The following is a 26899-nucleotide window of genomic DNA, read 5'->3' as shown; positions in this document are numbered from 1 at the left end:
CAGGCCCATCGCCTTCTGGACACCCTGCGCACCTCGAACTCGCCGTCCCCGCCGAAGAGATCCCCTTCGACCGGGACATCCTGTTCACCCGCCCCGCCGAACTTCCCATCACCTGGTAACCCATCCCGCTCTGCAAGCGGCAGCCTTCACGGGAGGGGCGAAGTGGTGGTTCTGCCGCCCCGCGGTGCTCGGACCGGAGTGGCGCAGCACGTGGGGCGCGTGGCCAGCAGGCCGTCCAGTGGTTTCGTGCTTCCGTCTCGCTGACATGCATCTCGTGCGCAAGGTCCGGGATGATCAGCCAGGTCCAGCGGACAGTCCCACACGTACCGACGACGAGGACCAGGAGCACCTGCTCACCCGCCGTCGTCGATCACGCGAAGGAGAAAGGAGACGAGGACCGGATAGCGATTCAGCACCGTGATGTCGCCGAGAGCGGCGTGCCGCCGTTGCATCGGTACGGCGCGGTGGGCCCGGTCGCTGTGTCACGCGGTGGGGTGGGTGGTCTGGTGGCGATAGTCGCTGGGCGGCAGACCGTAGGCGGTACGGAAGGCGCGGCTGAAGTCGGTGGGGTGGGTGAATCCCCAGTGGGCGGCGATGGCGTGGATGGGGGTGGTACGGAGCGCGGGGTCGGTGAGGCTGTGGCGGGCGCGTTCCAGACGTCGGCGCCGGATCCAGGAGGCGACCGTGGTGTCTTCGTCCTGGAAGAGGCGGTGTAGGTAGCTGAGGGAGATGTGGTGTGCGGCGGCGATCGAGGACGGGGTCAGGTCGGGGTCGTGCAGGTGCTGTTGAACGAATGCCTGGATACGCAGGGTCAGCGTTCGCCGGTGGGCCTCCGGCGTCAGGGACGTGTCGGTGTCGAGGGTCTGGGCGAACAGCGCGGCGACAAGATCGGTCAGGACCGTCCCCAGACGGGGCCCGTCGTCAGGGGTGTATTGGTCGGTGTTGCTGGTCAACTGGGTGAGGAACTGGGCCAGCAGCGCGCCTACGCCTTCCTTCGCCGACATCCGCCGCCCGATCACCTGGTCGGCCCGGCTCCTCGTCAGGGGCATCTGCACCTTGGGAAACTCGACTCCCACGATCCCGGTCTGCTCCTGGCCTGTCCATGTCTCGGACGGCAGCGATGAGTCGTTCGAATGGAACTCGTACGCGTCGCAGGTCGCTTCATGCCGGCCCAGACTGAGCCTCCCGCTGCCTTTCAGAACGAGGGTGAGCTGGTAGACCTCGGGGTCCGACTGCCTGATCAGCTTCGGCGTCCTCCGAAAGACCAGCGGCTGGAATTCCCCCGGCCACACCGACACCGCACCGAGCCCGATCAAACGCTGGTGCACCCGGAAGTCGGCCGCATGGTCGCTGCGCAGCTCCATCGGGGCGTATGCCCGGCTCATGAACTCCTGATAGCACGCGAACCGGTCCGCCGCGGGCATGTCCTCACTCCGAAACACCGTCTCGACCAGCATGTCCCCCACCATCTCTCGTCGAGCCCCCGACCGGCCTGCCGGCACTCGTCCACTCTCGTCCCCCGGCAGTATCGCTTCAACGGGATTCCAACCAGGCAAAATATGATGCAAGTCGGCCTGCGTGGCCACTGTCGCCGGACGGACACCCCAGTGGCGCCCATGCCATTGCCCGCAGCCTCCGCCCGGATTCCCTCGTCCTCAGCCGCGTCGGAGCGGCTTCGCGGGGTCGTCGCACGGGTCACAGACCGGATCGTCCGGGTCGGCCGACGACCGGGGTACGGGGTACGGGGTCGAGCCGCCCGCTCGTACCGCTCGATGACGATGAGGCCGGGCTTGCGACCGCCGATCAGGCGCCTCGCCTTCGCGTTCACGTCGGCGGGAGTGGGGTTGGGCTTCGCGTCAACGGCGAGAGCGTCGGGGACCGTGGCGGGCGGGTAGCCGGTGTACAGCACGGTGGGAACACTCGCGTGGGCCGCGTGGACGGCGGTGTCCCGTCCGATCTTCGCTTCGTGGCTGCCGCGCTGCGCGCTGATGCCGACCTTGTGCCGGCGGTCCAGTTCGGCGAGCTCGGTCAGCTCCGGCCGGGGAGTGGGAATCGGCCGCGGCCTCTCCTGGCCCCGTGCAAGCGCTCCAGCAGTGTGCGCTTCTGAGCCGCCTGGTCACCTTCGATGGCCAACTCCGCGCTCCCTCCGGTCAATGAAGCCGACTGACGACTGACGGAGTGCCGTCGATCCAGGGACCATCCCCGCGCCCAACTCGGCGACCGCTAACCCGCCGCCCGTTTCAGACTGAGCTCCTGGGGACCGTATCGGGCGGCGGCCGCCCCCGTGGTCAGGGCCCAGTAGCGGTCCTGGAAGGACCAATGCCACCACTCCGTCGGATAGTTCACCAGGTCCACCCCGGTGAGAGCCGCCCCCAGGATCCCGCGGTGGACACGGGCCTGCTCGCTGATGTTGCCGGCGTCCGTATAGCAGGCGCCGCCGCTCTCCTCCGGATTCGCGTTCATCCGGGTGCCCAGGTCGAGTTCCCGGCCGTCCGCGTCCGCGAGCGTCAGATCCACGGCCGCCCCGGCACTGTGCGGAGCGATCTCCGGCGGAGACACGTACCGGCTGGCCGCGGAGCGGATCCGCTCCGCGGACCAGTGCGGGTGGGCGGCCCTCAGCTCGGCGGCGTACTCGGTGAAGTACCGCTGCTGGACAGCGGGAAGCCGGTAACCCTCGACCACGAGCAGCCGCAACCCCCGCGGCAACGACCCCTGCGCCTTGACAAGCCGCTCAAGAATTCCCTCGCGGAGGAAACAGAAGGTCCCCGCCTCGTCCTCTTTACGCGGGTCGACCAGCAGCGTGCCGTCGGCCCGGACATCCACCAGCCGTTCACCACACTCCTCCACCGGTACGGCGGCAACCCTCGGATCCGACATCAGAACGATCTCAGTCATACGCCGATCATCCCCGACGCGGCTCCGACCGGATGACCACGCCGCGCTCGGACACCGGGCTGCCCTCCTCGAACGCCCCTGCCGGTCACCGCACATCCAGCCCGACCACCAACCCCGCGGCCCTATGCGGTCCCGCTTGCGGCGGCCTAACGCCTCAAGTCGACGAGGCCGGCCCGGGCCGTTGACATGACGTGCGAAACGTCAACGAGCTTGTAGACGTGGCACGAAGCCGCTTGGCGCTGAGCCGCGTCGCGGGTGTTGATGCCGCCCTCGTCCCGGACGTGGAGGTGAACATCGGTCTTGACGGGCCGGAGACGGTAGCGTGACCCCGGGCGGCTGAGCCGACCATGGAGACGTTGTCAGAGGGGTATGCGTCGTTGCCTCCGGGGTGTGCAGGCAGCCCGGAACAATGTTTCCGCCGGGTCCCGACTATTGGCGGTTCAAGCCTGACGGGCTGAGAGCGACTTACGGAGTGGGCGTGTTCCAGTACGGCAAACGGCAAGGTGAACCCACTACTTCAGGGAGCCGGCCAGGTCGGCCGAGTCAGGCCGATTCAGCGCAACCGCGCCTGCGGTTCCTGCAGAGCACCATCGGGAATGCCGCAGTCGGCAGCATGATCGAGCAATCCCACCCGGTGGTACAGCGGGCCAGGATCAACGACCCTGCAGGGAATTGGGATGCACATCAGACCCCTGGGCGAGCCGATGGAAGTACGGTCCTCGGCGGCCATGGTAACCACGAAGAATCCAAAGGCGCCGGCACCATCACCGTTCCCGACGGAACGACCGTGCACTTCTACACCCCCCACCACCATCCCCTCAGCGACGAGCTGGGCGGGCAGGTCGAGCGAGGCGAGGTAGGCCCTTCCACAGCCCTGGGCTCGGGCCGGGGCCAGGCCCAGGGCAACGATCGGGACGCCACGCTGGTGGAGGGGACCGACCGCCAATCCCCCACGATTCCGCCCGAGAACGCCAAGCGGACCTACGGCCCCGGCGACACCATGCCCGACTACACCCTGTATCACCCGAAGGGTCTGAACATCCACGGGAATCCGGTCCAGTTGCGTCGCCGCAAGGGCCCCTATGACTTTCGTGGCACGTACGTCGTCGGACTCCGCAATCAGGGCCCTGCGATCATCAGCGAGCTCCAGGAGCTGGGCATCGTCGCACCCGGCAGGACCGTGACGGTCGAGGAATCGGTCCGGCTGTCGAAACTCCTCCAGCCCGGCATGGGGGCAGTGCACTTCGCTGCCTGCCGTACCGCGGTCTGATCGGCCTTCGCCGCGCCGGCTCGCTCGTGCCGCAGAGGTCTCGTTGGCCGTCGTGGCGTACGGCGGGCTTGTTGCGGAAGAGAACCAGGCTTCCGCAGAGGCCGGCCGAGGGGCCGTCACATCCTTCCGCTCATGCGAGCCTCCCCACGCGCTGTGCCGTCCCCGAGGCCAGTGGGCGGCCCCTTCGACGCGGCGCTTGTGAACATGAGCCGCCGCGTTCCAGCGCGAAATGCCGTTGCAAGATCCTGAGATCGGAATCCGGCTCCAGGAGGCACCCCATCACCGTCATCACGCACAAGGACCCCATCGGCCGGGGCCCACCAACTACATGATCCATGCTGACCTCTCGGACCGGCAGGACGGCTGGCGCGAGCAGTTGTGGACTCACCAACTCACCGAAGACAGGTTCGAATTGGCCTGTCTGCCCTTCTTCACCTACGGGATCTGCTACCGCGACGTGATGACCATCGACGGCAACAACCTGGTGGCCTCGATCGTGCAGAAGTCCGGCCACCGGACCCTCCGCGTCGCGCTCGTTGCGGAACACCAGGGCCGGGACCAGCCGCACAAGTTCCTGCACAGCAAGGTCAGCGAAGCTGCCCTGGTCCACGAGTGACTTCAGGGCACCTACCTCTCGGTGGACCTGCCACCCGGCACCGACCCGGCAGACCTTGTGGAGGCGCTGGCAGAACCCGCCCGAGCCGGCGCCCTCCACTGGAAGATCGACTCCTGACTCGAACGCTCATGCCGTCAGGGGTTCTTGGGCCCCTGCACGACAGGACGCGCGTACCATCCGCCGGGGACTCGGGCGTCCCACCGTACGAGGGGCATCGACCTGCATCCCACCAGCAAGGAGTACCGGGCCGTGAACGTCGAGATGTCCGCCCACCTGCGCGAAACCACCCCCCGACTCGGGGCCGGCGTCCTCTACGCCCTGAAGGTTCTGGCCGGTCGGTTGGCCGAAGAGCCGGACATGGGCCGGCCTTCGGATCTGCCCGGCATCCTCACCGTGATGGTCGACGGTGACCTGTTCGAGGACTGTCCCGATCTGGCCGTCGGCTACATCCGGGAGCCCGACCGGATCGAGATCCGGTACGTGAACCCGGCCCCCTCCACCGAGCCCGCCACGGATGCCCAGGAACAGGAGCAGGAACAGGACCGGGAGCAGGAGCGGATTGCCGACCCTGCGGCCGACGCGGTCACCGTACGGGAGATCGCCGATGCCTGGCAGCGCATCACTCGCCGACTCCAGGACAACGCCCCCGACTCCCACGCCGCGCTCCGCGCCGGTGTCGGCCCAGCCGTCATCGACGCTCTGGAACGCGACCTCGGCGTACGGATACCCCCTGAACTGCGCGCCCTGTGGCTCCTGACCGCAGGCGACGCCGGGGTCGGCGGCCGGGGATGCCTGCCCGGCAACCAGGCCCTGATGAGCCTGGACGAGGTAGCCGCCTTCCACCGGCAGCAGATGGACGCGCAGGTTCATGAGGACACGCTCAACGCCCGCCGCCCCGAGCACGACCGATTCACCGTGTGGAAGGCGGCGTGGATTCCGGTTGTCTCCTTCGGTCCGGCCGACCGTACCTCCGGCCTGTACCTGGACGCCGCGACCGGCTACCTGGGCCGCTGGTCCCGCTACAACGAAGCCCCCGGCGACGAACTCGACACGCTGGTCACCTACTTGGAAGAGGCCGCCGACATGCTCGAAGCCCCGGCCCTGGCCACGCGGGACAGGCCCGGTCTGATCGGCGGCACACTGGTGTGGGGCAGCAGGCTCGACGCCGAGCAGGAAGAGCGGTGGCAGCCCCTGACCGGTCTGACCACACACGCGGAGAGGGCCGGTCCGCCTGGGCCGGCCCTTTTCCTGCTTCACCTGGCGGTGCTCAGGCTGGGTCAGCCGGCCCTTCTCCACGCGCAGGTAATCGCGGTTGAGGTGCAGTGCTCGAAGCCCGGAAGGGTCAGGAAGAACCCGTCGGAGCCCACACGGCCGTGTGGGCTCCCTAGGGGGTGTCTGACAATTCCGGTCTGATCAGCGAGATTCGGCTGAGCTGCCAACCCGGAGGTGCGCCGATCGGCTGGGGGGACTGGGCAGTGGCTACGAACGGCGGGCCAGTAGATGGGTGTCGAGGAAGCCCCGATCAGAGGATGGATCGTGGAGCAGCCGGGCGAAGGGATCGAGCCCAGCATCGCCCAGCAGTTCGGCGAGGCGATCCACCGGCCAGCTGTAGGCGGGCGCCACCTTGTGGTCGAACCGGACCGGTACTTGTCCGTCGGTCCCGAAGAAGGAGACCAGGAGCAGACCGTCCGGTGCCAGGACGCGTACCTGTTCGGCGAGCAGCTCCGGTAGTTCCCCCGGAGGGGTGTGAATCATTGAGTAGTGGGCCAGCACGCCGCCGAGCGCGGCGTCCTCGATCGGCAGGGATTCCATCCGCGCCTCTTGGAAGCGCAGCGCCGGATGGGCCTGCCGGGCGTGGTCGACCATGCCGGGGGCAAGGTCTAGTCCGAAGGCGTCCAGGCCGAGTTCGTGCAGCATGGCTGTCAGATGTCCGGGCCCGCACCCGACGTCCGCTGTCCGCAGGTTGCCCGTCGCGCGCACCAGTTCGGCGAAGGTGCCGATCATGGCCCGGGAGAAAGGCTGTGTTTCCAGCCGGTTTGCGAACAGCGATGCGTACAGCTCGACGACACCGTCGTAGGCCGTCCTGGTCTCGTCCTGATGATTCGCCACGGGCAGGACTCTATAGCCGGTCTGATAATTGATCTTGTGGCAGGTCGAGGTGAGTTGACGGATGCGGCATGGAGGCGGATAGAGCCCCTTTTGCCTCAGGTGGACGGACGGGGCCGTCCGTGGCGTGATCACCGGCAGGTGGTCAACGGGGTGCTGTGGCGGCTGCGGACCGGGGCTCCGTGGCGGGATCTTCCCGACCGGTTCGGGCCGTGGCAGACCGTCTACGAGCGGTTCGCCCGCTGGGAGGCGGACGGCACCTGGGCACGGTTGCTGGAGCACGTTCAGGTCCGCGATGACGCGGTGGGCCGGGTGGAATGGACCGTCTCCGTCGACTCCACCATCAACCGAGCCCACCAGCACGCAGTCGGCGCCCGCAAAAGGGGGATGTGAACGGGGACGAACTGGAAGATCCGGGCCGCTCGCAGGCGCGTCAGGCCCTCGGCCGCTCCCGAGGCGGACTGACCACCAAAGTCCATCTCGCCGTCGATGGCCGGGGCCTGCCCCTGTCGATTGTGCTCACGCCCGGCAACGTCAACGACGCGACGGCGTTCGGCCAAGTCCTCGACGGCATCCGCACCCCGCGCCTCGGCACGGGCCGCCCGCGCACGACACCGGACCGTGTGCTGGGTAACAAGGCGTATTCCAGCAGGGCCATCCGCCATCTGCTGAGGCGCCGGGGCATCGCTGCCACGATCCCCGAGCGCCGCGACCAGGCGGCGAACCGCCACCGACGCGGAGCCCTCGGCGGCCGGCCGCCGACCTTCGACAAGGTCACCTACCGCGACCGCAACGTCGTCGAACGATGCTTCGCCCGCCTCAAGCAGTTCCGCGCGATCGCGACCCGGTTCGACTGCTCGGCGACCGCTACCGTGCCGGAGTTGTCCTGGCTTCCTTGATCCTCTGGCTCCGCGAGTCCACGGGGTAATCATTTGTCAGACAGGCCCTAAGCCGCCCCGCAGGCCGATGCACTCCTTCAGCGGGCAGCCCGGGCCTGGACGCCTTGCACTCCGGGACCACCTCCTCCGGATCGCAGAACGCTCGTGGCAGGAGCAGCCGACCGGCGCGCTCACTACCAGGGTCCGTTCCGACGGGGGCGGTTCACCCCCGCTCGCGCGGGAAGCACTCTTCCCGACCTGCGGCTTCAGAGGCGCTTTGCCATTCCTTGACCGCCATCTCTCAACATCACCACTCATGATGCCAGACCTCCCTGCTGATGTACCGACTGAAACCATGGGGCCATCAGCACACCGAAAACTCGGGGGTACGTAGAGCCCACAACCCGGCCATTTCGCACCAGAGCCACTCGCCAGTCTTGGGCCCCTTTACACGGAAGCCGCTCTGCAAGCAGAGCTGTCCGCGCCCCTGGATCCTCGTCCAAGCCCAGAGTGCGGACCAAGATCCGAACCATGCACGGACCAAGCAGCCATCATCCACATCCAATTTGAGCAGTTGAGCAGGTCAACCTGCACACCAGCCCTGCACCACCAGCACCACCCGCAGACGAAGAATCTGCTCGTACCGTACTCGCCGAAGAAGCTGGGCCTCTTCCAGGAAGACGGGAAAGGGGCACCTGGCCTGGGATGGTTCCCTTCCGGCGGCCTTCACTGGCGCTCTTCCGGCAGCAGGGTGCCTGCCGCTGTCAACCTGCGTTCGACTTCCTCCGACAGGAAGGCGGCCAGGCGTCGCACCCCCTCCTCGATCTGTTCGGGATCGAGGTAGCTGCACGAAAGCCGAAGTTGGTGATCACCTGCCTGATCCAGGTAGAACTGCCGCATCGGAGTCCACAGCACACCGTATTCGGCCGCGGACACCTCCAGCAGAGCGGCGTCCGCGGGGACGGGCAGCCGCACCCGGACGAAGAATCCGCCGCGAGGGCGGTTCCAGCGGATTCCGGGATGCGATCCGTCTCCCAGGTGCCGGTCCAACGCGTCGACCAGGCAGGTCAGATTCCGTTGGTAGATCTCGGACTTGCGACGGCTCAACTCGATCAGAGAGCCTCCGTGTTCCAGAAGCATCCCGCCGATCACGGCCTGGCACAGGGGGGACGTGTTCACGGTGACCATGCCCTTCACGGCGGCCAGTTCGTCCGCGAGCAGTGTTTCGCCGGGAGGCGAGCCGATCGGCTGGTCGGCGATCACATAGCCGACTCTGGCTCCCGGAAAGGCGACCTTGGCGAACGTGCCGATATGCACCACACACTGAGCGGTGTCAAGCGCCTTGAGCGGAGGAAGTTCCGCTCCGGGCGCCGCTGTGAATCCGTAAGCGTTGTCCTCCATGACGAGAAAGTCCTCGCGCTCCGCAAGGTCGAGAAGTCGCCGACGGGAGCCGAGCGACATACGTGCCGTACCAGGATTGGAGAAATCGGGTGCGACGTACAGCGCACGAACCGGCCGGCCGGCTTTCCTGGAGGAACGACACGTCTGCTCCAGACCGTCGAGATCGATCCCGGCGTCGGTCTCGTCGACCGGAATCACATCGATGTCCAGGAGCCGGGCCGCACCGATGATGCCCACGAAGCACGGATTGGCCACCGCGAGCACGCCTTCGGCCGAGCGGAACAGCGCTCGCAACACGAGCAGCATCGCTTCCTGAGCACCGACCGTCATGACGAGCGAGTGCGCGGGGGCATCGATCCCGTGGTCCCGGCGCAAGGCGTCGGCGACAATGTCGTTGATGATGCCGCTGCTCGGCCCGTACTCGAAAAGCAGTCGACGTGCCTGCCCCGGACTCCGTCCCTTCTGGACGAGATGGTCGAGGAATCCGCTGACGTACCGTTCGGTGTCGATGTCCTTGAGCGTGTCCGGATGTGGCGCGCCGGGTGCGAAGGATATCGCTTCCGGATAGCGGTTCATCACCTCGTTCAGAAATCCGATCGAGCCGATGACCGGATCCCGCAAGGAGCTGTGCAACGAGGAGGAATGCAGTCTCATCCGCCTGACCTCCTCATGCCCGCGCGAGCCCACCCCGGCCGAACCACCGTCACCACGCTCTCCGTCCCGCCGTGAGGATCTGCCGTGAGGATCCGCCGGCCGGGTACGGTGCTCACCGGACGCTCCCCCGTGCCGCGCGCCGCCGTTCGCGTTCCTGCCAACGCCGTTCGACCTTGGCCAGAACGTCCGGGGCGTAGACGCGTTCGGCCTGTACGACGGCGAATTCGGCCAGGTAGGCGCGGTACAGGTCGAGCGGTTCCTCGGCGACGGTCAGCATGTGGCGATTGGCCGGGACCGCGGGCGCGCAAAGCCCTTCGACGGCCCTGTCGACGGCGCCGTCCATGTCCTCCGCGGCCACCACGGCATCGCACACATAGCGGGCCTCCGGCTCCGTCGCGGCGATCCGGCGTCCGCCGAGCACCACCTGCCGGGCCAGCCGGGCCCCGGTGAGCCGGGTGAGCCGGAGGTTGCCGAGGCCGGGCACGATACCCTCCTCCGCGGCGGGCAGGCTGATGTAGGCGTTCTCCTCGATGATGACGTGGTCAAGGACGAGCAGGAGCTGCATACCACCGCCGATCGCGAAGGTGTCGACGGCGCCGATCCACGGCTTGCCGACGCTCCGTTCGTACCGGTCACCGGGCGATGGGGCGGTGAGCAGACCGCGGAGCATCTTGTTGACGTAGCCGAGCTCGCGGCCCAGGAGGAACTCGACGAAGGAGATACGCCCGTCGCGCAGGTCGGTCAGGTCGACCCCGGCGCTGAAGACACGCCGTCCCCGGTACTTGGGGTGATCGACGGTGCCGCCGCGCAGCACACCGACCTTGACCGCATCGTCGAGCAGGACGAGGTCGACAGCGGTCTCCAGGTCGGCGATCAGCCGGTCGTCCTCGGCGTTCAGCCGGTCGGCGTTGCGGAACTCGATGTGACCGGCGGCACCCTGACGTTCGAGGTACACGGTGTCCAGCTCGATCCGGCCCGTGGTGCGGAAGCCGTCGAGCATCGTGAGGGCGCGTGGGGTGGGCCTGAGCATCGTTTCGACGAGGTGCCGGCCGGCGGTGGGCGAGCGCAGCACCGCACCGCAGAAAATGCCCTGGTCGACCTCCCGGCCCTCCCTCTCCACCTGGACGAAGCGCCGCTCGGCCGCCATCTGGGCACGGGTCGGCACCAGGCCAGGGAACCGGTCGGCGGCCTCGTGGACGAGGTCCGCCAGGCGTACAGGGCGGGTCAGACCGTCGGTGAGCACCCCGTAAACGGCCTCGGTGTGCCGGGCGAGGAAGGCCCGGCGGGCCCGGCGGGCGTGCGCGTGGACGGCGGCGGCGCGGCCTCGGTCGTCGGGGGCGCGGTCGGGAACGGGGGGCAGTGCCGCGAGCTGCCGCTCCGTTCCGGCGATGTACTCGGCCAGGCGGCGGGCGTCCGTATCGACGCCGCCGGTCGGCTCGGGCATGGGATCGAGGGCGGCGCCGCTGGGCGCACCGGCGTTCATCCGGCCGCCCCCGCGCGGCCCGCCGCTGTCCCGGCCGGGGTGCCGGGCCCGCTGTTCCGCAAGCGGCGCAGTTCGCGGTCGCAGGCGGCGAGATGCGCGCCGAAGGCGTCCTGGTACTCGGCGGAAGCGGCTTCCTCCAGCAACCGGCGGCGGATCCCGGCCTCACCGCCGGAGAGCCCTCCGCGCAGCAGGGCCGCGTTGCGGACGGCCCCGGACACGTCGTCGCTGACCTGGTCGATGATGCCGAGTTCGACGGCGTCGGGGAGAGGGATGTCGGAGGCCCACAGCACCATGCGACGGGCACGGGCCGGACCGATGTGCCGGACGAGCCGGTAGAGGGCCATACCGGGCCAGAACTGCCCGTGGTTGACCGGAAGCAGCAGCTTCAGGTCGGGGGTGCCGATCCGGAAGTCGGCGGCCAGCAGCAGGTCGAGGACGGGGCCGCCACAGGTGCCCTGGGCCACGGCGACGGTGACGTTGTCGAGGCGTTCCAGGCGACGGACGGCGCGTTCCCAGCGGTTGACCTCGTGGATGGAGACCTCGCCGGGCCATTCGCGGGCCCCGGGCGGTGGGGGTGCGAACCGGAGGGCGACGACCGTCCGTTCGCGCTGTTCCTCGGCCTCCTCGCACACGGTGTTCAACGCCGCGGTCAACTCGGGCAGCGGGCCGCCGCCGTCCAGCCGGGCCTGGATGCCCAGGTCGTCGGGGAGCGGGGTCCGGTCGGGCTCGGTCTTCATGTCGGCGAACCTTTCTTCCGTCACCAGCCCACCAGGGCCGTCTCGATGGTCGACCCGGGCCCCATCGTCATCAGCACCCCGAGGTCACCGGATTCCGCGACCCCCTCCTCACGCAGTCGCTCGTAGGAGAACAGGAACGAGGAGCTGGAAAGGTTGCCGTGGTCGCGCAGGACCCCGGTGGTGTGCCGTACGTCGTACCGGGACAGTCCGAGGTTCACGCGGACCGAGTCGATGACCTTCTTGCCGCCGGAGTGCACCACCCAGTGGGCGATGTCGCCGACGCGCAGGCCGGTGCCCTCCAGGAGCCGTGCCACGGCGGTCCGCGCGTTGGCCCCCACGACGTAGGGGACCTCGGGGTCGAGGTAGAAGCTGAACTTGCCGTGTCCGTCGTCCCAGTCGTAGCGCATCGCGTCGACCGCCTCGGGGATGATGTGGCTGGCGAACCGCAGCAGGGCCGGGTCCTGCGGGGGTTCCTGTGGAGCGGCGCGGACCGCGACGGCCGCCGCGCCGTCGCCGAACAGGCTGTTGACCACCGAGGAGCGCATGGTGCCGTCGAAGACGTAGGCGGCGGAGCAGACCTCGACGCACACCATCAGGGCGAGCTCGCCCGGATGGCCGGCCGCCCAGCCGACGACGGCGTTGAGGGCGTTCAGCCCGGCGTTGCAGCCCATGCCGACGACGTCCAGGCGCTGGCAGTACTGCTCGATCCCCAGGTCCTTGATGAGCAGCGCGGAGAACCCGGGGGTGAGCAGTCCGGTGGAGGTGACGCAGCAGAGGTATCGGATGTCGCCGGGTACGGCGCCCGCGTCCTTCAGGCAGCGTCCGACGGCCTCGCGTCCCATCCGCAGCCCGCTCGCGGCGTGTTTGCTCAGCAGGTCGCCCTGGGACTCGACGACGGGGAGCCCGTCGGGGCCGGTCGGGGGCAGGGTGAGGTTACGGCGTTCGATGGCACCGCCGAGGAAGACGGAGCGGATCCGCCGGTCGGTGATGCCGAAGGTGTCGAGGATGTCCTCCTGCGTGTAGGAGGTCGTCGGCACGGCGGTGCCGACACCGGCGATACCCGGGGCTCCGGAGCCCGTCCGCTCCGGAGGGCTTTCCGGAGCCGGGGCCGCCGGTTGCTGCGTTGCGCGCACGTTTCTCCTCCGTATGACACGGGACCGGTCCGGCCGACCGGTCGCGGGTTGCGGCCGCGTGAGCCGCCGGGCCGCCGGGCCGCCGGACTCGGACGCGGTGGTCCGCGGGGCCGTCGTCGTGGACGGTGGCCAGGGTGAACCCGTGGAGTGCGCCGCCGAACAGCCGTCGGTGCCGTCCGGGTGCGGCGGCGGCCCGTGACGCCGAGGAAGCGCGAGGCGGCGCCGGGGTCGCCCTCCGAGGCCCTCGGACGTCTCTTCGGCGTGGTGCCGGGGCGGCGGAGTGCCGCTGCCGGTCCACGCCCTCGCCGCACGCGGTCAGCCGGGGGAGCGCCGCTCCGCCCGGAGCGTCCCGGCGGGGCGCCGCCGGACTCCGTGTGCCCCGGGTTCTCGAGGACGAGAGCGGCACGGAGGAGAACGGAGGGCGGTTCCCCTTCGTACGAGGCATGGGTCTTCGCCGATCCCGGCGGTTATTTCGCACACGGTGACCACGCGTCCAAACAATCACTCAGCAGCACGCGACGGACCACCCGTTCTTCATTCGCCTCGACATGAACGTGATGCTCCAGAAAATTTCCGTGAGCGGCACCAGTGCTTGCCGCAGTTACGGGAGGCCGATCGTCCGTGACAGCCACGGTCGTCCTTGCCACCGCACTCCGGTGCGACCCGGGAATCCCGGGGAGAGCCGCCGGCGGTCGGCGCCCTTCCCGGGACTCACGCCCGGCCGGCCCTCCGGCCGCCGTCCGGCCGGCCCGAACCCCGGGCCTCGGAGTCGTCGTCCCCACCGTCCGGGAGCTCCCCGAGGAGCACAACCTCCCCACCCGCGACCCGCGTCCGGGGCCGACAGAGCGCGCCCCGGGCCGACGCCCTGCGCGCCCAGGCGGAGGGGCCGCTCGCCCGGGACGGAACCACCCAAGGGGCAGCGCACTTACGGTATTTCTGGAATAAAGGGGAGCAATTCACGGCTGTATGCGGGCAGGATTCGGGCAGCGATCACAACAGAACGGGCTTGGGGCCATGCGTTCAATCATGATTAGATGCAAGCGCGGCGTGATTGGTATGGGACACCGAACCGCTGACGGGGTGCAGCTACCACACGGTCACGAAAGTGACATCGAGGTCCGGAACCCGAAAGGAGAGCTCCGGTTTGCGTCTTACCCACGTGAATGAGCTCATCAGCGGCCTTTCATCTCCCGGCGCGGGGAAAGCGTACGTGCCGTGGATGTCGACCGGTCAAAAGCCGTGGCGTCCCACAGCAGGAGGCACGAGAAAGCACCGGCCTCTCCCCCATCCGCCACTCCCCTGAGCCGATAACCGACCACGCTGCGGCGCTCACCATGGCACGACTGCGACTGCGGCGGCGCCCCAAAGCCGCCCGGCGGAACGTCACATGCCAGATTCTCATCCGTGGCGACATCTCTTCCTCCCTCCATTTCTCCCCGGGTGGCCGTCCCCGGCCGGGTGGTGCCGGTGCGCCCTTCTCGCGCTGGGCCGCGCCTCGGAGTTCACTTCCGGCGACCAGCACCACCGCGTTCGCCGGCGGGTGATCCGGCCTCTTTCACGCTGTACAGCCGTACGCCATCGTCGCGAAACCCCTCAGTCACAGAAGATGTGACTCCCCCATGACACGGAGCGACGTCAACGCAAGGCAGCACTTACCGAGAGGTGCCGGAATTGACCTCAGAATCCCCCCACACCACTGTTTCCTGCGACATGTGCGGCAATCACATGCACAAGAGAAACCCCGAGAGCGCGACTCCGCTTCGCTCCCGGTACTGCTCGAACGCCTGCCGACAGCGTTCCTATCGGCAGCGGCAGAAAGCCGGCGGGATGGGCACGGCGCTCGGCGGCGGCCCCTTGACCCAGTTGAGCAGCTTTGTCGGCCGGACCGACGAGATGGTGGAGTTGAGCCGGTTACTCCGTAGCGTACGGCTGCTGACGCTGACGGGACCCGCCGGGGTGGGCAAGACGCGCCTGGCCCTGGAACTGGCCGGTCAGGAGCAGCGGAGCAGGCACTGCGAAGTCGCCGTCGTGAAGCTGGCGGCGCTGACCCACATCGACGAGATACGACGGCAGATCCTGATCGCCGTCGGCGAGTCGGCCGAGGACAGTGCTCGGCACGCACCTCAGGCGGCCCCGTACACGAACGAGCGGGACCGCCTTCTGGTGCTCGACGACTGCGAACACGTCCTGGACGAGTGCGGGTTGATCCTCAGTGAACTGCTGCCGAGACATCCGTGTCTGTGGGTCGTCGCCACCAGCCGTGAACCGCTGCGTCTCCCGGGGGAGGCGATATTCTCGCTGTCCGGTCTGGCGCTGCCCGACATGAACGGCGATTCGTTCTTCTCGGAGTGTCTGCGGTCGGACGCCGTGCTTCTCTTCCTGGACCGGGCGCGAGCGGTGGTGCATGATTTCCAGCTCACCCAGGAGAACGCCAGGCACGTCGGCGAGATCTGTATCCGGCTCGACGGCCTGCCGCTCCCCATCGAGATGGCCGCCCGGCTGATGAAGATGTTTCCGTCGGCCGAGGTCAGGGCCCGCCTGGACGACCGCCTGTCCCTGCTGACCAACGGATGGCGCCTGGCGGACCAACGGCATCAGAGCCTGCGGGCCTCCCTCCAGTGGGGTTACGACCTGCTGAATCCAGCCGAACGGTCGCTGCTGCGGAGACTGTCCGTCATACCGGGCGGGTTCGGGCTCGACGCTGCTGCCGCGGTGGCCGCCGACGACGACGCGGCGAAACCGGGAACGTCCGAACTGCTGATCGCTCTTTCGGCCAAGTCCGTCATCACCCCGTACACCGATCAGAACGGCCTGGCCCGGTTCCGGCTGCTGGAATCGATGCGAAGTTTCGGTCACGAACGGCTGGTTGCCGAAAGCGAGGACACCGAGACGTACGGGCGGCTGGTGACCTGGCTGACACGGTTGTCGGAACCGCTCCACAGGGAGATCTTCATCCAGCCCGCGGCGCTCCGGCGCCTGGAGGAGGAACACGACAATCTCACCCATGCCCTCCGCTGGCTGATCACCGGCACGGACGAGCGCCAACTGCTCCTGGTCGGCGCACTGGCCGCGGTGGAGTTGTCACGGGGATCCGCGGGCGACACGCTGAGGCTGGTCTCCCACGTCCTGGACCGCGGCATCGAGTCGTCCTACCGGAGCGTCGCCCTGGCGTGTGCGGCCGCCCTGGCCGGGCAGCAGGCAGACTACGGCGCGGCCCTGCGCTACGCCGCGCAGGCCGTGGAGCTGGAACGCGGCCAGGACCGCGACCCGTCCCTCGGTCGTCTCCTGCTGCTGCGCAGCGCGCTCCACGAGACACGCGGCGACCAGGGCAGTGCGGTGGCGGACCTGTGGGAGTGCCTGAAGATCAGCCATCGTCTGCGCAACGAGACCCTGACGGCCCTCTGCCGGGCCGGTCTCGCCCGGTACCAGCTCCTGCACGGTGAGGTGGGCCGGGCCGAGCAGGTGATCAAGGAGGTCCTGCCCCTGCTCCGTGTGAAGTTGTCGCCGCGGCGGCTGCACACCACTCTGGTCACGGCGGGTGCGCTCGCCCTTGAGAAGGACGACCTGCCGACGGCGGAGGCGTACTTCGCCGAGTCGTCACGCACTCCCGCGGTGCACACGCGCGGTCCGGTCGACTCGCTGCAAGGACTGGCCATCGTCGCCGCCCGCGCCTACCGGTTCGAAAAGGTGCTCCAGCTCATCGGGGCGGCCGAGCGGATCGGCCCGCGTGCTTCGTGGGGTGACCCGTGGTGGCAGGAGCGGGTGGACGCGGCACGGTCCGCGGCGCTGAGGGCCCTGCCGGCCAACCGGGCCAGCGCCTCGCTCGAAGCCGGACGCGCGATGCAGCACCACCATGTCCTCGCCTTCGCCCTCGGCTCCCAGGCGAAGGGCACCACCGAGGAAGCTGCCGACAGCCTGCTGAGCAAGCGGGAACGGGACGTGACCACTCTGGTGGTCGAAGGGTTGACCAACCGGCAGATCGCCGCCCGTATACATGTGTCGGTGCGCACCGTCGAGACGCACATCCGCCACATCAGAACCACCCTGGGCCTGCGCTCGCGTGCGCACATCGCCGCATGGGCGGTGGAGCAGCGAACGGCGACCGCACACCCCACCGTGCTGTCCCCCCGGGACCGGGGGGTGCCGGCCGACGGCGGTCCGCTCGTGTAGACGCCCGCAGCGGGTACGGCCCGCACCCGCGTCGGCGTACGGTGGCGGTCAGTCTTGGACGGTCACCACGTCCACCAGCCGCACGGCGGCGTCCAGGGTCTCCTCGACCTCCCGGACCGAGCCGCCGCCCGCGATCACATGGCCGAGTCGGTCGTAGGCGTCCTGCGGCGGCCGCACCGTACGGCCCGGGGACCCGGTGGTCACCACACGTTCGACGCCGGGCACACGCTCCGCGTCCGCGGTTCCCGTGATGGCCACGAGGCGTCCGGCCCGACGCGCGGTCAGGAACCTGATGCCCGTGTGCCGGGTCCGGTTCGGGAGCAGCCGGACGGGGTAGCCGGCCGCGGCCCGCACCTGCTGCTCCAGAAGGTCGATCCCGGTCGCCGCGCGGACGAGTTCGGGGATCATGCCGCCGGCGAGCCTGCCGTTGATCTCGATGACCGCGGGACCCGTGTCCGTCATCCTGATCTCGACGTGGGCCGGCCCCCGGTCGAAGCCCACCGCCTTGAGTGCTTGGCGGGCGGTCTCCGCGAGTTCGCCGGAGGCGGCCTCCGGCAACTCGGCGGGAAAGACATGGCCGGTCTCGACGAAGTACGGCAGCGCGCTGACGGTGCGCTGGGTCACCCCTACGCAGGTCGCCTCCCCGTGGTCGCAGAACATCTCCACGCTGTATTCGGGCCCGCGGGTGTACTCCTCCACCAGGACCTTACGGGCTGTGGCCTGTCCGCGGACGTTCGCGGTGACGGCCAGGACGCGTGTGGCGTGCTGCGCGGCCGTGGCGATGTCGTCGCACCACAGCACGTCCTGCGACCCCGATCCGCCCACGGGCTTGACCACGCACGGCAGACCTACGGAGGCGACGGCACCGGCGATGTCGGCGCAGTCGCCGATCACTTCGAAAGCCGGCTGCGGCACCCCCGCGTCCCTCAGCGCCAGGCGGGTCAGCGACTTGTCGCGGCAGGCCGTCATCGTCTCCGGGGCGTGGCCCGGCAGGCCGAGCGCGGCGGCCAGCCGCGCGGTGTGTTCCAGATAGAAGTCACTGGTCGTGGTGAGCCCCGCGACGGTCCGCTTCCCGGTCGCCTCGCGGACCGCCCGGAGGACGTCCGCGTCGCTCTCGGTGTCGCAGGTGACCGTCCGGCAGCCGGTGCCGTCGAGGCCGGCGTAGCGAGTGGGGTCCTTGGCCAGCAGGACCGGCTCGAAGCCGAGCCGCACCGCGGTGCGCAGCGCGAGCATGCCGGTCCCTGTCGTGTTCGACTCCAGGAAGGCCAGGACGGGACGGTTCCCGCGCGGGATGGAGGCGAACGACCAGCGGGTGACCGTCGTGCCGTAGGGGACCTCGGCAGGCCGGGCGGCGACGGGGCCGGCGGGCCGGTGACGGTACACGCTGTCGACGTAGCGGTCGCCGCGGTCCGGCAGGATTCCCACCAGACGGGTGCCGGGCGACGCTTCGGCGGCGAGGTGGGTCAGGATCCGGTACACCGACCCGGATGTGTTCCCGGCGAATATCTTCTGTTCCCGGGCGAGCCGCCGGGTGGCGTCGAACGCCTCGTCGTCCGAGAGCCAGTGCACCTCGTCGAGGAGGCGGTAGTCGATGTTGTCCGGGTACAGGCTGTTGCCCAGTCCGCTCTGTTTGCGGGCCGGTACGTCAGGCTGGCCGAAGAGCATGCTGCCGACGCAGTCGACACCGACCACCTTCAGGCCGGGCAGCCGCTCCAGCAGCGCCGCGGACGTGCCGCACAGGGAGCCGCCGCTGCCGACGGCGCCGACCAGGACGTCCACCGTTCCCAGGTCCCCGATCAGTTCGTCGGCCAGCGTGCGGTACGCGGCCGGGTTCTGCGGGTTGCTGTACTGCTGGGGCCAGTAGGCGCCGGGCAGGCCGCTCATCAGCTCCGCGAGCCGCTCCAGCCGGGCACCCTGCCACCCCTGCCCGGTCATCGCCTCCACCACGTGGACCACGCACCCGAGGGCCTCCAGTTTGGTGAGGGTGATCGGGTCGATGCGGGGGTCCGTGACGATGTGCACGGCGTGCCCCAGGGAGGTGCCGACGAGAGCGATTCCGAGCGCCATCGTGCCGGACGAGCTCTCCACGATGGGGGCGCCTTCTTCGAGCGCACCGGACCGGCGGGCTTCGAGGATCATCTGCCGGGCGACGCGGTCCTTCATGGCGTAGGGGTTCAGCAGTTCCAGCTTGGCGTAGACCTCGACCCCCTCGGCGGCGTCCACCCTCAGCCGTACGACCGGGGTGTTGCCTATCGCGTCGACGACGCTGTCACAACGCATGCGCGCTCCCTGGGGACGTGAACGAACGGAAGACGGTGGTGGTGCCGGGCAGGCGCGAGCAGGCCGCCGCGGCGGCCGACAGCTTGTGCCGGTGGTCGGGGTCGGCGGCGTCGAGCAGGAGGCCGAGCATGGTGCCGCTGTGGGCGCAGACCACGCCCAGAGCGCCGATCTCGTCGCGGATCCGGATCATGGCGTCGAGGTTCCGTTTGGGAACCAGCCGCTGGTTGAGGACCGTGCTGCGGGTGGCGATCGCGCCCACCCGGGCGAGGTCACCGTGGTCGACGGCCGTGGCGAGGTCCCGTACCAGGCGCTCGTACTCGTGCTTCTGGGCAGCCGTGCGGCGGTGGGGCCGCTGGTTGAAGGCCACCGTGTCGAGGTGACCGCCCTCGTCGACGGCCACCACGGTGGCCGGGGGCAGCGTGCCGAGCGACGCGCGCAACCGGACCCTCCGGTGTTCGAACACCACGATGCCCGGGTGCATCACCCCGTCCGTGGGCTCGATCGGGCGCAGCCAGCCCTCGACGGCCGCCGGCCCGGTGTCCACGCCGAGCACCGCCCCCACGGCCCTGACCGTGGCGACCAGGTCGGCGGAGGAACTGGAGAGTCCCTTCCCCACGGCCAGGCCGCTGTCGAGGACCAGGGAGCCGCCGCCCGCCCCTTGGGCGTCGAGCATGGCTCGCGCCACCCGCAGCGACTTGGTCTTGTGGGAGGGGAAGACGTTCAGCGGGCCGTCGCGGTCGTACCGGAACCACGCCCGGGTGCCGCGGGTGATGGGGAACGTGACGAGGAAGGCGGCCCCGTCGGGCAGCGCCCCCTGGAGCAGTTCGCCGAAGGTTCCGCAGGCGGTGCCGACGCCCTCGCGCAGGTCCACGCCCGGCCGGCGGGTGACCAGCGCCGGCTCCCTCATGACCGCCGCTCGGCCGTTGCCAGCAGGTGGTCCCGTCGGCGGGCGGCGTCGGCGGACCGCCGTTCGCGCAGCGACCACGCGTGGGTGAGACTCGCGAGTTCGCCGTCCTGGTCGGCGAGCATCGCCCGCACCTCGTCGGGGTGGGCCGAGCCGGCCGATCGCTTGGCCCGCAGTCCTTCGTCCACGTCGAAGGCGGCGACGAGGAGGGCGTCGGCGCGCGCGACCTCGTACTCCTCGTCGGCGCAGAGCGCGGCCAGCAGCGGGCCGTCCGGTTCGGCCGGCCCCAGCTCCTTCTCCAGGGCGCGCTTGATGTACCGCCCGGAGATCACCTGGGCCGTCCGCCAGGGGATGCCGCACTCCAGCGTCAACCGGTTCGCGAGGGTGAATCCTCCCAGGTACTCCCGTGCACACGCCTCACGCATCCGGTCCGCCGAGAAGGCCGCTCCGGCGACGACCGCCCGTGTCAGCCGCAGTACCGAGCGCATGGTGTCGAACTGGGTGCGCAGGTGGCCGCCCGCCTCCTTCGACACCTCCACGGTGTTGGTGTACGCGGTGTTGCGCTGCCCGGCGGCGAGGTCGGCCGCGCACCCGGCGACGTGGGCACACCGGCCGCGGATGCGCTCCAGTACGGGGAAGTTACGCTTCTGCGGCATGGCCGCGGAGATGCCCGACAGTTCGTCGGGAAGGTCCAGGAAGCCGAAACCGCTGCCGCCCCAGGCCATGAGGTCGGTGGCGAAGCGGCTCAGTGTCACCGCGTAGCCGGCCAGGTCGCCGGCCATCGCCAGGGCCCAGCCGCGGGAGGCGACGGCCACCAGCGCGTGCGGCTGGACGCCGGAGAAGCCGAGCAGTCCGGCCATGCGCGCACGGTCCCAGGCGAGCTCCTGGCCGGCCATCGTTCCCGAGCCGAGTGGGCAGGCGTCGGCCTCGTCGTAGGTGTGCAGCATCCTGCGCAGAGTGACCGTGGTCTCGGCGGCGAGGGCCGCGAGGTGGAAGCCGGGGCTGATGATCTGCGCGGCCTGGGCATGGGTGTATCCCGGCATGGGCACGTCGGCGTACCGGGCGGCGAGCGAGGTGACCGTACGGCCCAGCGACAGCAGGTCGGCGGCGACAGCGGTCAGGTTCTCGCGGGCGGACATCAACTGGGCGCAGACCTGGAGGTCGTTGCGGCTGCGGTCCACGTGCCACGCGGGGAACGGCGGGACAGGGCCGGACAGGACATGCCGCTCGACAGCGAAGGAGATGTCCGACATGTTCTCCTTCGGGTCGGCGCGGACCACGTCCGGGGTCAGCGAGTCGAGCCGGGCTCCGATTCCGGCCGCCCCGGTGTCGTCCACCAGTCCCATCCGTACGTACTCCAGCAGCAGGACCTTCTCGATGGCGAGGTAGTGTCCGAGGAGGTGCTCCGCTTCGTAGGCGAACTGCGGGGCGAGCACCTCCTCGTGCCAGATGTCGCTCGGTACGCCGTCGATCCTGCCCGTCACCGCCATGCCGTCCTCCTCGGGCGCTTGCGTTCGAGTTCGGTGGCGAGACCGGCCACCGTCGGGTCGGCGAAGAACGCCCGGATGCTCAGCTCGGCGTCGTGCTCCGCCGCGAGGCGCGCCAGCATGCGCAGGGCCTGCACCGAGTGACCGCCCAGGTGGAAGAAGTCGTCGTGGACGTCGGTCGTCGCGGTGCCGAGGACGGCGCGCCACGCGTCGGCGACCAGCTTCAGCGTCGCGGTGCGTGGCGTGCCGCCCGAGGCCGTCCGGGCGGGGCGTGTCGCCCGGGTGTCCTCCTGCCGGGGCGTGACCGGGAGACACGGCAGGGGGTCGTCCGGCGCGGACAGTCCCGCGGCGAGCAGCGCGAGGTAGTCGGCGAGCAGCGCGTCGGCGGTGCTCTTCCCGACGAGTGCCACGTTGTACACGATGCGGACGGTGTCCGCCGTGATCTCCAGCAGCAGGTCGTCCTCGCAGCCGGCGGAACCGGAGGAGACCGCCCCTGGGCCGCCGTCGGCGGGCACGTGGTTGAAGGCCAGTTGGTACAGGGGCGGCACCCCGGGCAGCCGTGGCACGGGCAGCAGTTCGACGAGGGTCTGGAAGGGGATGTCGTACCGTTCCTCGACCTGGGCCGCCGCCCGTACCCGGCCGACCAGTTCGGCGAAGGTCGGAGTGCCGCTCATATCGACCCGGACCACCAGCATGTTGACGAACGTGCCGATCATCGGCAGCACGTCGGCCCGGCGACGGCCCGTCACCGGCAGACCGACGACGATGTCCTCCTGCCCCGAGTGGCCGTGCAGCAGGGCCACGTAGGCGGCGAGGCAGAGCATGACGGGCTCCGTGCCGAGCCGCCGTGCCGAGCCCGGCAGCGACGCGGTGACCACCGGGGGGAGGCCGGCCCGCACCTCGGCCCCCGCGAAGGTGCGGGCCGCGGGCCGCGGGCGGTCGAGCGGCAGGCGGTGGACGGAGGGGAGCCGCGCCAGCCGTGTACGCCAGTACGCGGCCAGCTCGGCGCGCCGGCGGGGCGACAGCCGGTCGCGCTCCCGCTGGGCGTAGCCGGTGTAGCTCAGCGGGAGCTCCGGCAGCCTCGGCTCCCGCCCTTGTTCGACGGCCGCGCAGATCTCGGTGAGCTCGACGTGGAGGTTGAACCGTGAGGCGGCGTCGTAGATGACGTGGTGGGCGGCGAACACGACCGCCCATTCCGTCTCCCCGAGCGCGAGCAGCTCCGCGCGCCACAGGGGGGCTCGCTCCAGGTCGAAGGGCAGCCGCACCAGCTCTGCCCTGCGAGAACGCCGGACGTCCGCCTGCCGGGCGTCGTCCGCGCCGGTCAGGTCGGTGTGGCGGAGCGCCGGGTCGATCCGTGGGAGTACGTACTGCGTGAGCCGTCCGTCGACGATCCGCAGGGCGGTGCGCAGGGTTTCGTGGCGCCGCACCAGCAGGTCGAAGGCGCCCCGCAGGTCGGCCTCGGTCACCTCGGCGTGCACGACCAGCTCGTCCACGATCCGGTACGCCGAAGCGTCGGGCGCCATCCGGTCGGCGAACCAGACGCGTTCCTGTGCCGAGGACGCGGGAACGGCGCGCGGCGTCGCACCGGGAACCGGCTGCGGCCCGACGCCCGCCGCGCGCCCTGGTCCTGCCGTCATGGCGCGGGGTGGGGCGGGCAGGGCCGGGGGGCGGAGCGGGCTCCGGTCACGCCTGCTCACCGCCGCTGTCCGGCCGGACGTGGCCGGGGATCCGCACCGCGTCGCCCATGACCACCACGATCTCGCGCTCTCCCTCGAACGGTTCCCGGCTGTGGGCCATCCGCAGGTTGTCGACGACGAGGACGTCCCCGCGTCGCCACGGCTCGCCGACCGTGAATCGGTCGTACACGGCGTTGACGGCCTCCACGGTGTCGCCGTCGACGGCCGTGCCGTCACCCACCGCGGTGTCGAACGGCAGGCCGTGCGGCCCGTAGACATCGGTGAGGTACTCGCGGACGGCCGGGTCCATCGTCCGCCCGTTGAGGAAGGCGATCTGGTTGAACCATCCGGGCACGCCCGTCGTGGGATGGCGTACGACGGCGGCGCGCCGCTGACGGGTGCGCAGCCGGTCGCCGGGCAGCCACTCGTGGCCGATGCCGGCGGCGGCGCAGTACGCGTCCACCTCGGCACGGTCGTCGGTCCCGAACGCTTCCGGCCACGCCAGGCCCACCTCGTGGTACATGCGGGTCAGCAGCCAGCCGTGGCGCTCGAACGGGGCGACGAGAGCGGGCGGCAGCGCCTTGAGGACCTGCTGGGAGTCCGCGACGTTGGTCCTGCCGCCCCGGCCGGGGGCCGTGAGGCAGCCGAAGACCAGGGTGGCGGGGACGGTGGCGGCGTAGCTCAGTTCATGGTGCATGCACATCGGCTCGTCCGACGGCCAGTGGCTGGAGGAGTACAGCCCCGGGGAATGGGCGGTCCTCGGAGCGAAGCCCTCACGTTCGGTCATCGCGGTGATCCCCAGTCCTTCCGCGACCGCGGCGACGTCGGCGGCGGTGCGCACTCCGAGGCCGCGCAGCAGCACGGCGCCGGACTCGGCGACGGCCGCGCGGACGGCGGTGCGGTGGTCGGCTGCCCGGGCGACGAGGTCCTCGCCGGGCCGGGCGACGAGCACGCGCAGTGCGGGCCGCGATGCGGTGTCCGGCGCCGCGGTGTCCGGCGCCGCGGCGCCCTTGCGGTCGACCAGGGCGGCGACGTCCGCGACGGTGGGGGTGTCCCACAGGTCGGCGACGGTCACCTGCCGGTCCAGGGCTATCGACAGGCGGATCGCGGAGAGTGAGGTACCGCCGAGTTCGGTGAAGCGGGAGTCGCGCCCGATCCGCTCCTGCGGGACCTTCAGCACCTGTGCCCACAGGTCCGCGATCCTCCGCTCGGTCTCCGTGGTGAACTCCGTGTCCGGTGCGTACGCGGTGGTGTGCGGCTGCCGCCGGGCGAGATCGGTCAGGGAGATCCTGTCGATCTTCCCGTTTCCGGACAGGGGCAGTTCGGGGGTGTGGTAGAGGCGCGGCGGGACCATGTACTCGGGGAGGGTCCTGGCGAGCGTCCTGGCGACCTGTCCCGCGTCCGGCGCGTCCGCACCGGTGTAGTAGCCGACGAGTTGCGGCTCGCCGGCGGATCCGGCGACGACCACGGCGCCGTCCCGGACGCCGGAGACCTGGAGGAGCCGGTCCTCGACCTCGCCGATCTCGATCCTGAACCCGCTGATCTTGACCTGCGAGTCGCGGCGGCCGAGGTACTCGAGCTCGCAGGAGGGCAGCCAGCGGCCGAAGTCGCCCGAGCGGTAGAGGCGCTCGGACGGCCGGTGGGGGTCGCGGCCGAAGACGGCCGCCGTGCGCTCCGGGTCGTTCACGTATCCGCGGCCCACGCAGACGCCGGCGATCACGATCTCCCCCGGGAAACCCACCGGGAGAAGCTGGAGCCGCTCGTCCATGACGTAGACGCGCGCGTTGCGCACGGGGTCGCCGAGCGGTACGGAGCGGTGGGCGGGCAGGGCGCTCATGACACCGTGGTTGCAGTCGTCGCTGATCTCGGTGAGGCCGTAGCAGTTGACCAGCGGCACGGTGGGGAAGGCGTCGAACCAGCGGCGTACCAGATCCTTCTTCAGCGCCTCGCCGGTGACCGCCATGACGCGCAGGCAGGGCAGCTCCCGGTGTCCCTCGGCCAGCGTGGCGAGGACGAGTTCGAGGTACGTGGGCACCAACTGCGCCACGTGGACGCCGTTTTCGGCCAGGGCGTCGATGAACGTGTGCACGTCCATGATCACGTCCTGCTCGACGATGAGCGTCCGGCCCCCCATGAGGAGCCCGGAGACGAGCTGCCACAGCGAGATGTCGAAGCACTGCGGCGCGGTCTGCGCCACGACGTCCCCCTCCTGGACGCCGAGGTCCTCGATCTTGGCGTAGAGGTGGTTGAGAAAGCCGTCGTGCTCGCACATGGCGCCCTTGGGTTCGCCGGTGGAGCCGGAGGTGAAGTAGATGTACGCGAGCTGGTCCCCCGCGACGGCGAGGTCCAGGTCGTGGCGCGGACCGTCTCCTGCGAGAAGGTCCGCCACGTACAGGCGCCGCGTGTCCTGGCCGGCCAGCGCCTCCTCCAGCGGTGTGACGCCGTGGTCGGCGAGCACCCACCCGCACTCCGCCCTGGTGAGTGTGTTCGCCATCCGCTCGGCGGGGAAGTGCGGTTCGAGCGGCAGATAGCACCCGCCGGCCTTGAGGACGGCGATGACGGCCGCGAGCCATTCCAGGGTGCGTTCCGTCACCACCGCCACGACGTCCTCGGCGCACACCCCTTCCCGGTGCAGGGCCCAGGCGATGGCGTTGGCGTTCTCGTTCACCTCGCGGTAGGTCCAGCTCCGGGTGCCTTGTACGGCGGCCACCGCGTCGGGGTGGCGGCGTGCCCGCTCCTCGAACAGCTCGTGGAAGCGACGCCCCGGCAGCGGCTTCACCGGACCGGAGCAGAAGGCGATCGTCGCCTCGGTCCCCGCCTCGGAGAGCAGGCCGTGGCCGCTGTGCGGTTCGTCGGGGAACTCGGTGAGCGCGCGCAGGGCGACCCGCGCATGGCCGGCCAGGCGCTCGGCGGGGAGGTGGGGCAGCCCGTTCGCGCTGTCCCAGGCGTCGTCGGCCTCCTTCCGCCCTTCCTGTGTGGCCACGCGCCGGATCAGGTCACGCCATGTGGCGTCGGGGGGAAGGACGGGTGCCCCGGTCGCGGCGGCGGCGACCTTCAGCCGGGCGGCGGCCTCGACCGTACCGGCGCCGACGCCGCAGGCGCGGGCGAGAACGGTGAGCGCGCCGGTCGGCTCGCCGGACGGCTCCGGGGCAGGTGTGGCCCGCGCGTCGTCCGCCCCGCGAGAGGCTGTGTCCTGCATGGGGTTCCTC

17 protein-coding genes and 1 pseudogene are annotated in these 26899 nt (G+C 70.1%); 6 read left to right on the top strand and 12 right to left on the bottom strand.

The genetic code is table 11. The features are described from left to right. Positions 1–482: 482 nt before the first annotated feature. Positions 483–1457 (bottom strand): helix-turn-helix domain-containing protein, encoded by a 975-nt coding sequence (locus tag ACIO3P_RS27850; protein ID WP_401853432.1) that lies wholly within the window; start codon positions 1455–1457, stop codon positions 483–485. Between the two features lie 766 nt (positions 1458–2223). Further along, on the bottom strand, positions 2224–2895 hold the full coding sequence (locus tag ACIO3P_RS27845) for a M15 family metallopeptidase (protein ID WP_401853434.1): 672 nt from the start codon (positions 2893–2895) through the stop codon (positions 2224–2226). 613 nt (positions 2896–3508) lie between these two features. On the opposite strand from ACIO3P_RS27845, the gene ACIO3P_RS27840 reads away from it, so the two are divergent. From ACIO3P_RS27840 to ACIO3P_RS27830, 3 genes are all read left to right on the top strand, one after another. Beyond that, positions 3509–4165 carry a putative adhesin gene (locus ACIO3P_RS27840; RefSeq protein ID WP_329821946.1) on the top strand — a complete coding sequence of 219 codons (657 nt, stop codon included), beginning with the start codon at positions 3509–3511 and terminating at the stop codon, positions 4163–4165. A gap of 328 nt (positions 4166–4493) precedes the next feature. Then, positions 4494–4781 (top strand): DUF4265 domain-containing protein, encoded by a 288-nt coding sequence (locus ACIO3P_RS27835; RefSeq protein ID WP_329821947.1) that lies wholly within the window; start codon positions 4494–4496, stop codon positions 4779–4781. A 249-nt stretch (positions 4782–5030) separates the two neighbouring features. Continuing rightward, on the top strand, positions 5031–6194 hold the full coding sequence (locus ACIO3P_RS27830) for an SMI1/KNR4 family protein (RefSeq protein ID WP_401853438.1): 1164 nt from the start codon (positions 5031–5033) through the stop codon (positions 6192–6194). Between the two features lie 66 nt (positions 6195–6260). Here ACIO3P_RS27830 and ACIO3P_RS27825 read toward each other — a convergent pair whose 3' ends face one another. Next, positions 6261–6890: a class I SAM-dependent methyltransferase gene (locus tag ACIO3P_RS27825; RefSeq protein WP_329821950.1), complete on the bottom strand. Its 630-nt coding sequence runs from the start codon at positions 6888–6890 to the stop codon at positions 6261–6263. A 36-nt stretch (positions 6891–6926) separates the two neighbouring features. Between ACIO3P_RS27825 and ACIO3P_RS27820 the strand changes: the two are divergent. Then, positions 6927–7837: pseudogene (locus tag ACIO3P_RS27820) on the top strand (IS5 family transposase). Positions 7838–8491: 654 nt separating this feature from the next. On the opposite strand, the gene ACIO3P_RS27815 reads toward ACIO3P_RS27820, so the two are convergent. The 4 genes from ACIO3P_RS27815 to dpgA form a co-directional block, all read right to left on the bottom strand. After that, on the bottom strand, positions 8492–9820 hold the full coding sequence (locus ACIO3P_RS27815) for a PLP-dependent aminotransferase family protein (protein WP_401853441.1): 1329 nt from the start codon (positions 9818–9820) through the stop codon (positions 8492–8494). Positions 9821–9932: 112 nt separating this feature from the next. Continuing rightward, a complete protein-coding gene (dpgC, locus tag ACIO3P_RS27810; protein ID WP_401853442.1) occupies positions 9933–11264 on the bottom strand; it encodes a (3,5-dihydroxyphenyl)acetyl-CoA 1,2-dioxygenase DpgC in 1332 nt (443 codons plus the stop codon). Between the two features lie 35 nt (positions 11265–11299). Then, positions 11300–12040, bottom strand: a complete 741-nt coding sequence (gene dpgB, locus ACIO3P_RS27805; RefSeq protein ID WP_401853444.1) for an enoyl-CoA-hydratase DpgB — start codon at positions 12038–12040, stop codon at positions 11300–11302. A gap of 20 nt (positions 12041–12060) precedes the next feature. Beyond that, positions 12061–13173, bottom strand: a complete 1113-nt coding sequence (gene dpgA, locus ACIO3P_RS27800) for a 3,5-dihydroxyphenylacetyl-CoA synthase DpgA (protein ID WP_401790865.1) — start codon at positions 13171–13173, stop codon at positions 12061–12063. A gap of 58 nt (positions 13174–13231) precedes the next feature. Here dpgA and ACIO3P_RS27795 point away from each other — a divergent pair, with 58 nt between their 5' ends. Both ACIO3P_RS27795 and ACIO3P_RS27790 read left to right on the top strand, forming a co-directional pair. Next, complete coding sequence (locus ACIO3P_RS27795; protein ID WP_401853446.1) at positions 13232–13372, top strand: hypothetical protein; 141 nt, start codon at positions 13232–13234, stop codon at positions 13370–13372. Positions 13373–15000: 1628 nt separating this feature from the next. After that, positions 15001–17343 carry an ATP-binding protein gene (locus ACIO3P_RS27790; RefSeq protein WP_401853448.1) on the top strand — a complete coding sequence of 781 codons (2343 nt, stop codon included), beginning with the start codon at positions 15001–15003 and terminating at the stop codon, positions 17341–17343. Between the two features lie 48 nt (positions 17344–17391). Here ACIO3P_RS27790 and ACIO3P_RS27785 read toward each other — a convergent pair whose 3' ends face one another. From ACIO3P_RS27785 to ACIO3P_RS27765, 5 genes are read right to left on the bottom strand one after another with little or no spacing between them, the layout of a single operon-like run. Further along, a complete protein-coding gene (locus tag ACIO3P_RS27785) occupies positions 17392–19623 on the bottom strand; it encodes a pyridoxal-phosphate dependent enzyme (RefSeq protein ID WP_401853451.1) in 2232 nt (743 codons plus the stop codon). After that, positions 19613–20530: a kinase gene (locus tag ACIO3P_RS27780; RefSeq protein WP_401853453.1), complete on the bottom strand. Its 918-nt coding sequence runs from the start codon at positions 20528–20530 to the stop codon at positions 19613–19615. Before ACIO3P_RS27780 ends, ACIO3P_RS27785 begins: the two co-directional genes overlap by 11 nt. Beyond that, on the bottom strand, positions 20527–22017 hold the full coding sequence (locus tag ACIO3P_RS27775; RefSeq protein ID WP_401853455.1) for an argininosuccinate lyase: 1491 nt from the start codon (positions 22015–22017) through the stop codon (positions 20527–20529). The genes ACIO3P_RS27780 and ACIO3P_RS27775 overlap by 4 nt, the downstream gene beginning before the upstream one ends. Further along, positions 22008–23651 (bottom strand): condensation domain-containing protein, encoded by a 1644-nt coding sequence (locus tag ACIO3P_RS27770; protein ID WP_401853458.1) that lies wholly within the window; start codon positions 23649–23651, stop codon positions 22008–22010. Before ACIO3P_RS27770 ends, ACIO3P_RS27775 begins: the two co-directional genes overlap by 10 nt. A gap of 46 nt (positions 23652–23697) precedes the next feature. Beyond that, entirely contained in the window at positions 23698–26889 is a 3192-nt protein-coding gene (locus ACIO3P_RS27765; RefSeq protein ID WP_401853460.1) for an amino acid adenylation domain-containing protein, read from the bottom strand. Positions 26890–26899 lie beyond the last annotated feature (10 nt).

Source organism: Streptomyces sp. NPDC087310, from assembly GCF_044744405.1.
Lineage (GTDB): Bacteria > Actinomycetota > Actinomycetes > Streptomycetales > Streptomycetaceae > Streptomyces.
The sequence above is the reverse complement of the archived record's forward strand: the minus strand, read 5'-3'. Positions and strand labels throughout refer to the sequence as shown.

Coding starts and splice junctions, on each gene's coding strand:
- ACIO3P_RS27850 (WP_401853432.1), bottom strand. CDS start 1,457: ATGCTGGTCGAGACGGTGTTTCGGAGTGAGGACATGCCCGCGGCGGAC.
- ACIO3P_RS27845 (WP_401853434.1), bottom strand. CDS start 2,895: ATGACTGAGATCGTTCTGATGTCGGATCCGAGGGTTGCCGCCGTACCG.
- ACIO3P_RS27840 (WP_329821946.1), top strand. CDS start 3,509: ATGATCGAGCAATCCCACCCGGTGGTACAGCGGGCCAGGATCAACGAC.
- ACIO3P_RS27835 (WP_329821947.1), top strand. CDS start 4,494: ATGATCCATGCTGACCTCTCGGACCGGCAGGACGGCTGGCGCGAGCAG.
- ACIO3P_RS27815 (WP_401853441.1), bottom strand. CDS start 9,820: ATGAGACTGCATTCCTCCTCGTTGCACAGCTCCTTGCGGGATCCGGTC.
- dpgC (WP_401853442.1), bottom strand. CDS start 11,264: ATGCCCGAGCCGACCGGCGGCGTCGATACGGACGCCCGCCGCCTGGCC.
- dpgB (WP_401853444.1), bottom strand. CDS start 12,040: ATGAAGACCGAGCCCGACCGGACCCCGCTCCCCGACGACCTGGGCATC.
- ACIO3P_RS27790 (WP_401853448.1), top strand. CDS start 15,001: ATGGGCACGGCGCTCGGCGGCGGCCCCTTGACCCAGTTGAGCAGCTTT.
- ACIO3P_RS27785 (WP_401853451.1), bottom strand. CDS start 19,623: ATGCGTTGTGACAGCGTCGTCGACGCGATAGGCAACACCCCGGTCGTA.
- ACIO3P_RS27780 (WP_401853453.1), bottom strand. CDS start 20,530: ATGAGGGAGCCGGCGCTGGTCACCCGCCGGCCGGGCGTGGACCTGCGC.
- ACIO3P_RS27775 (WP_401853455.1), bottom strand. CDS start 22,017: ATGGCGGTGACGGGCAGGATCGACGGCGTACCGAGCGACATCTGGCAC.
- ACIO3P_RS27770 (WP_401853458.1), bottom strand. CDS start 23,651: ATGACGGCAGGACCAGGGCGCGCGGCGGGCGTCGGGCCGCAGCCGGTT.
- ACIO3P_RS27765 (WP_401853460.1), bottom strand. CDS start 26,889: ATGCAGGACACAGCCTCTCGCGGGGCGGACGACGCGCGGGCCACACCT.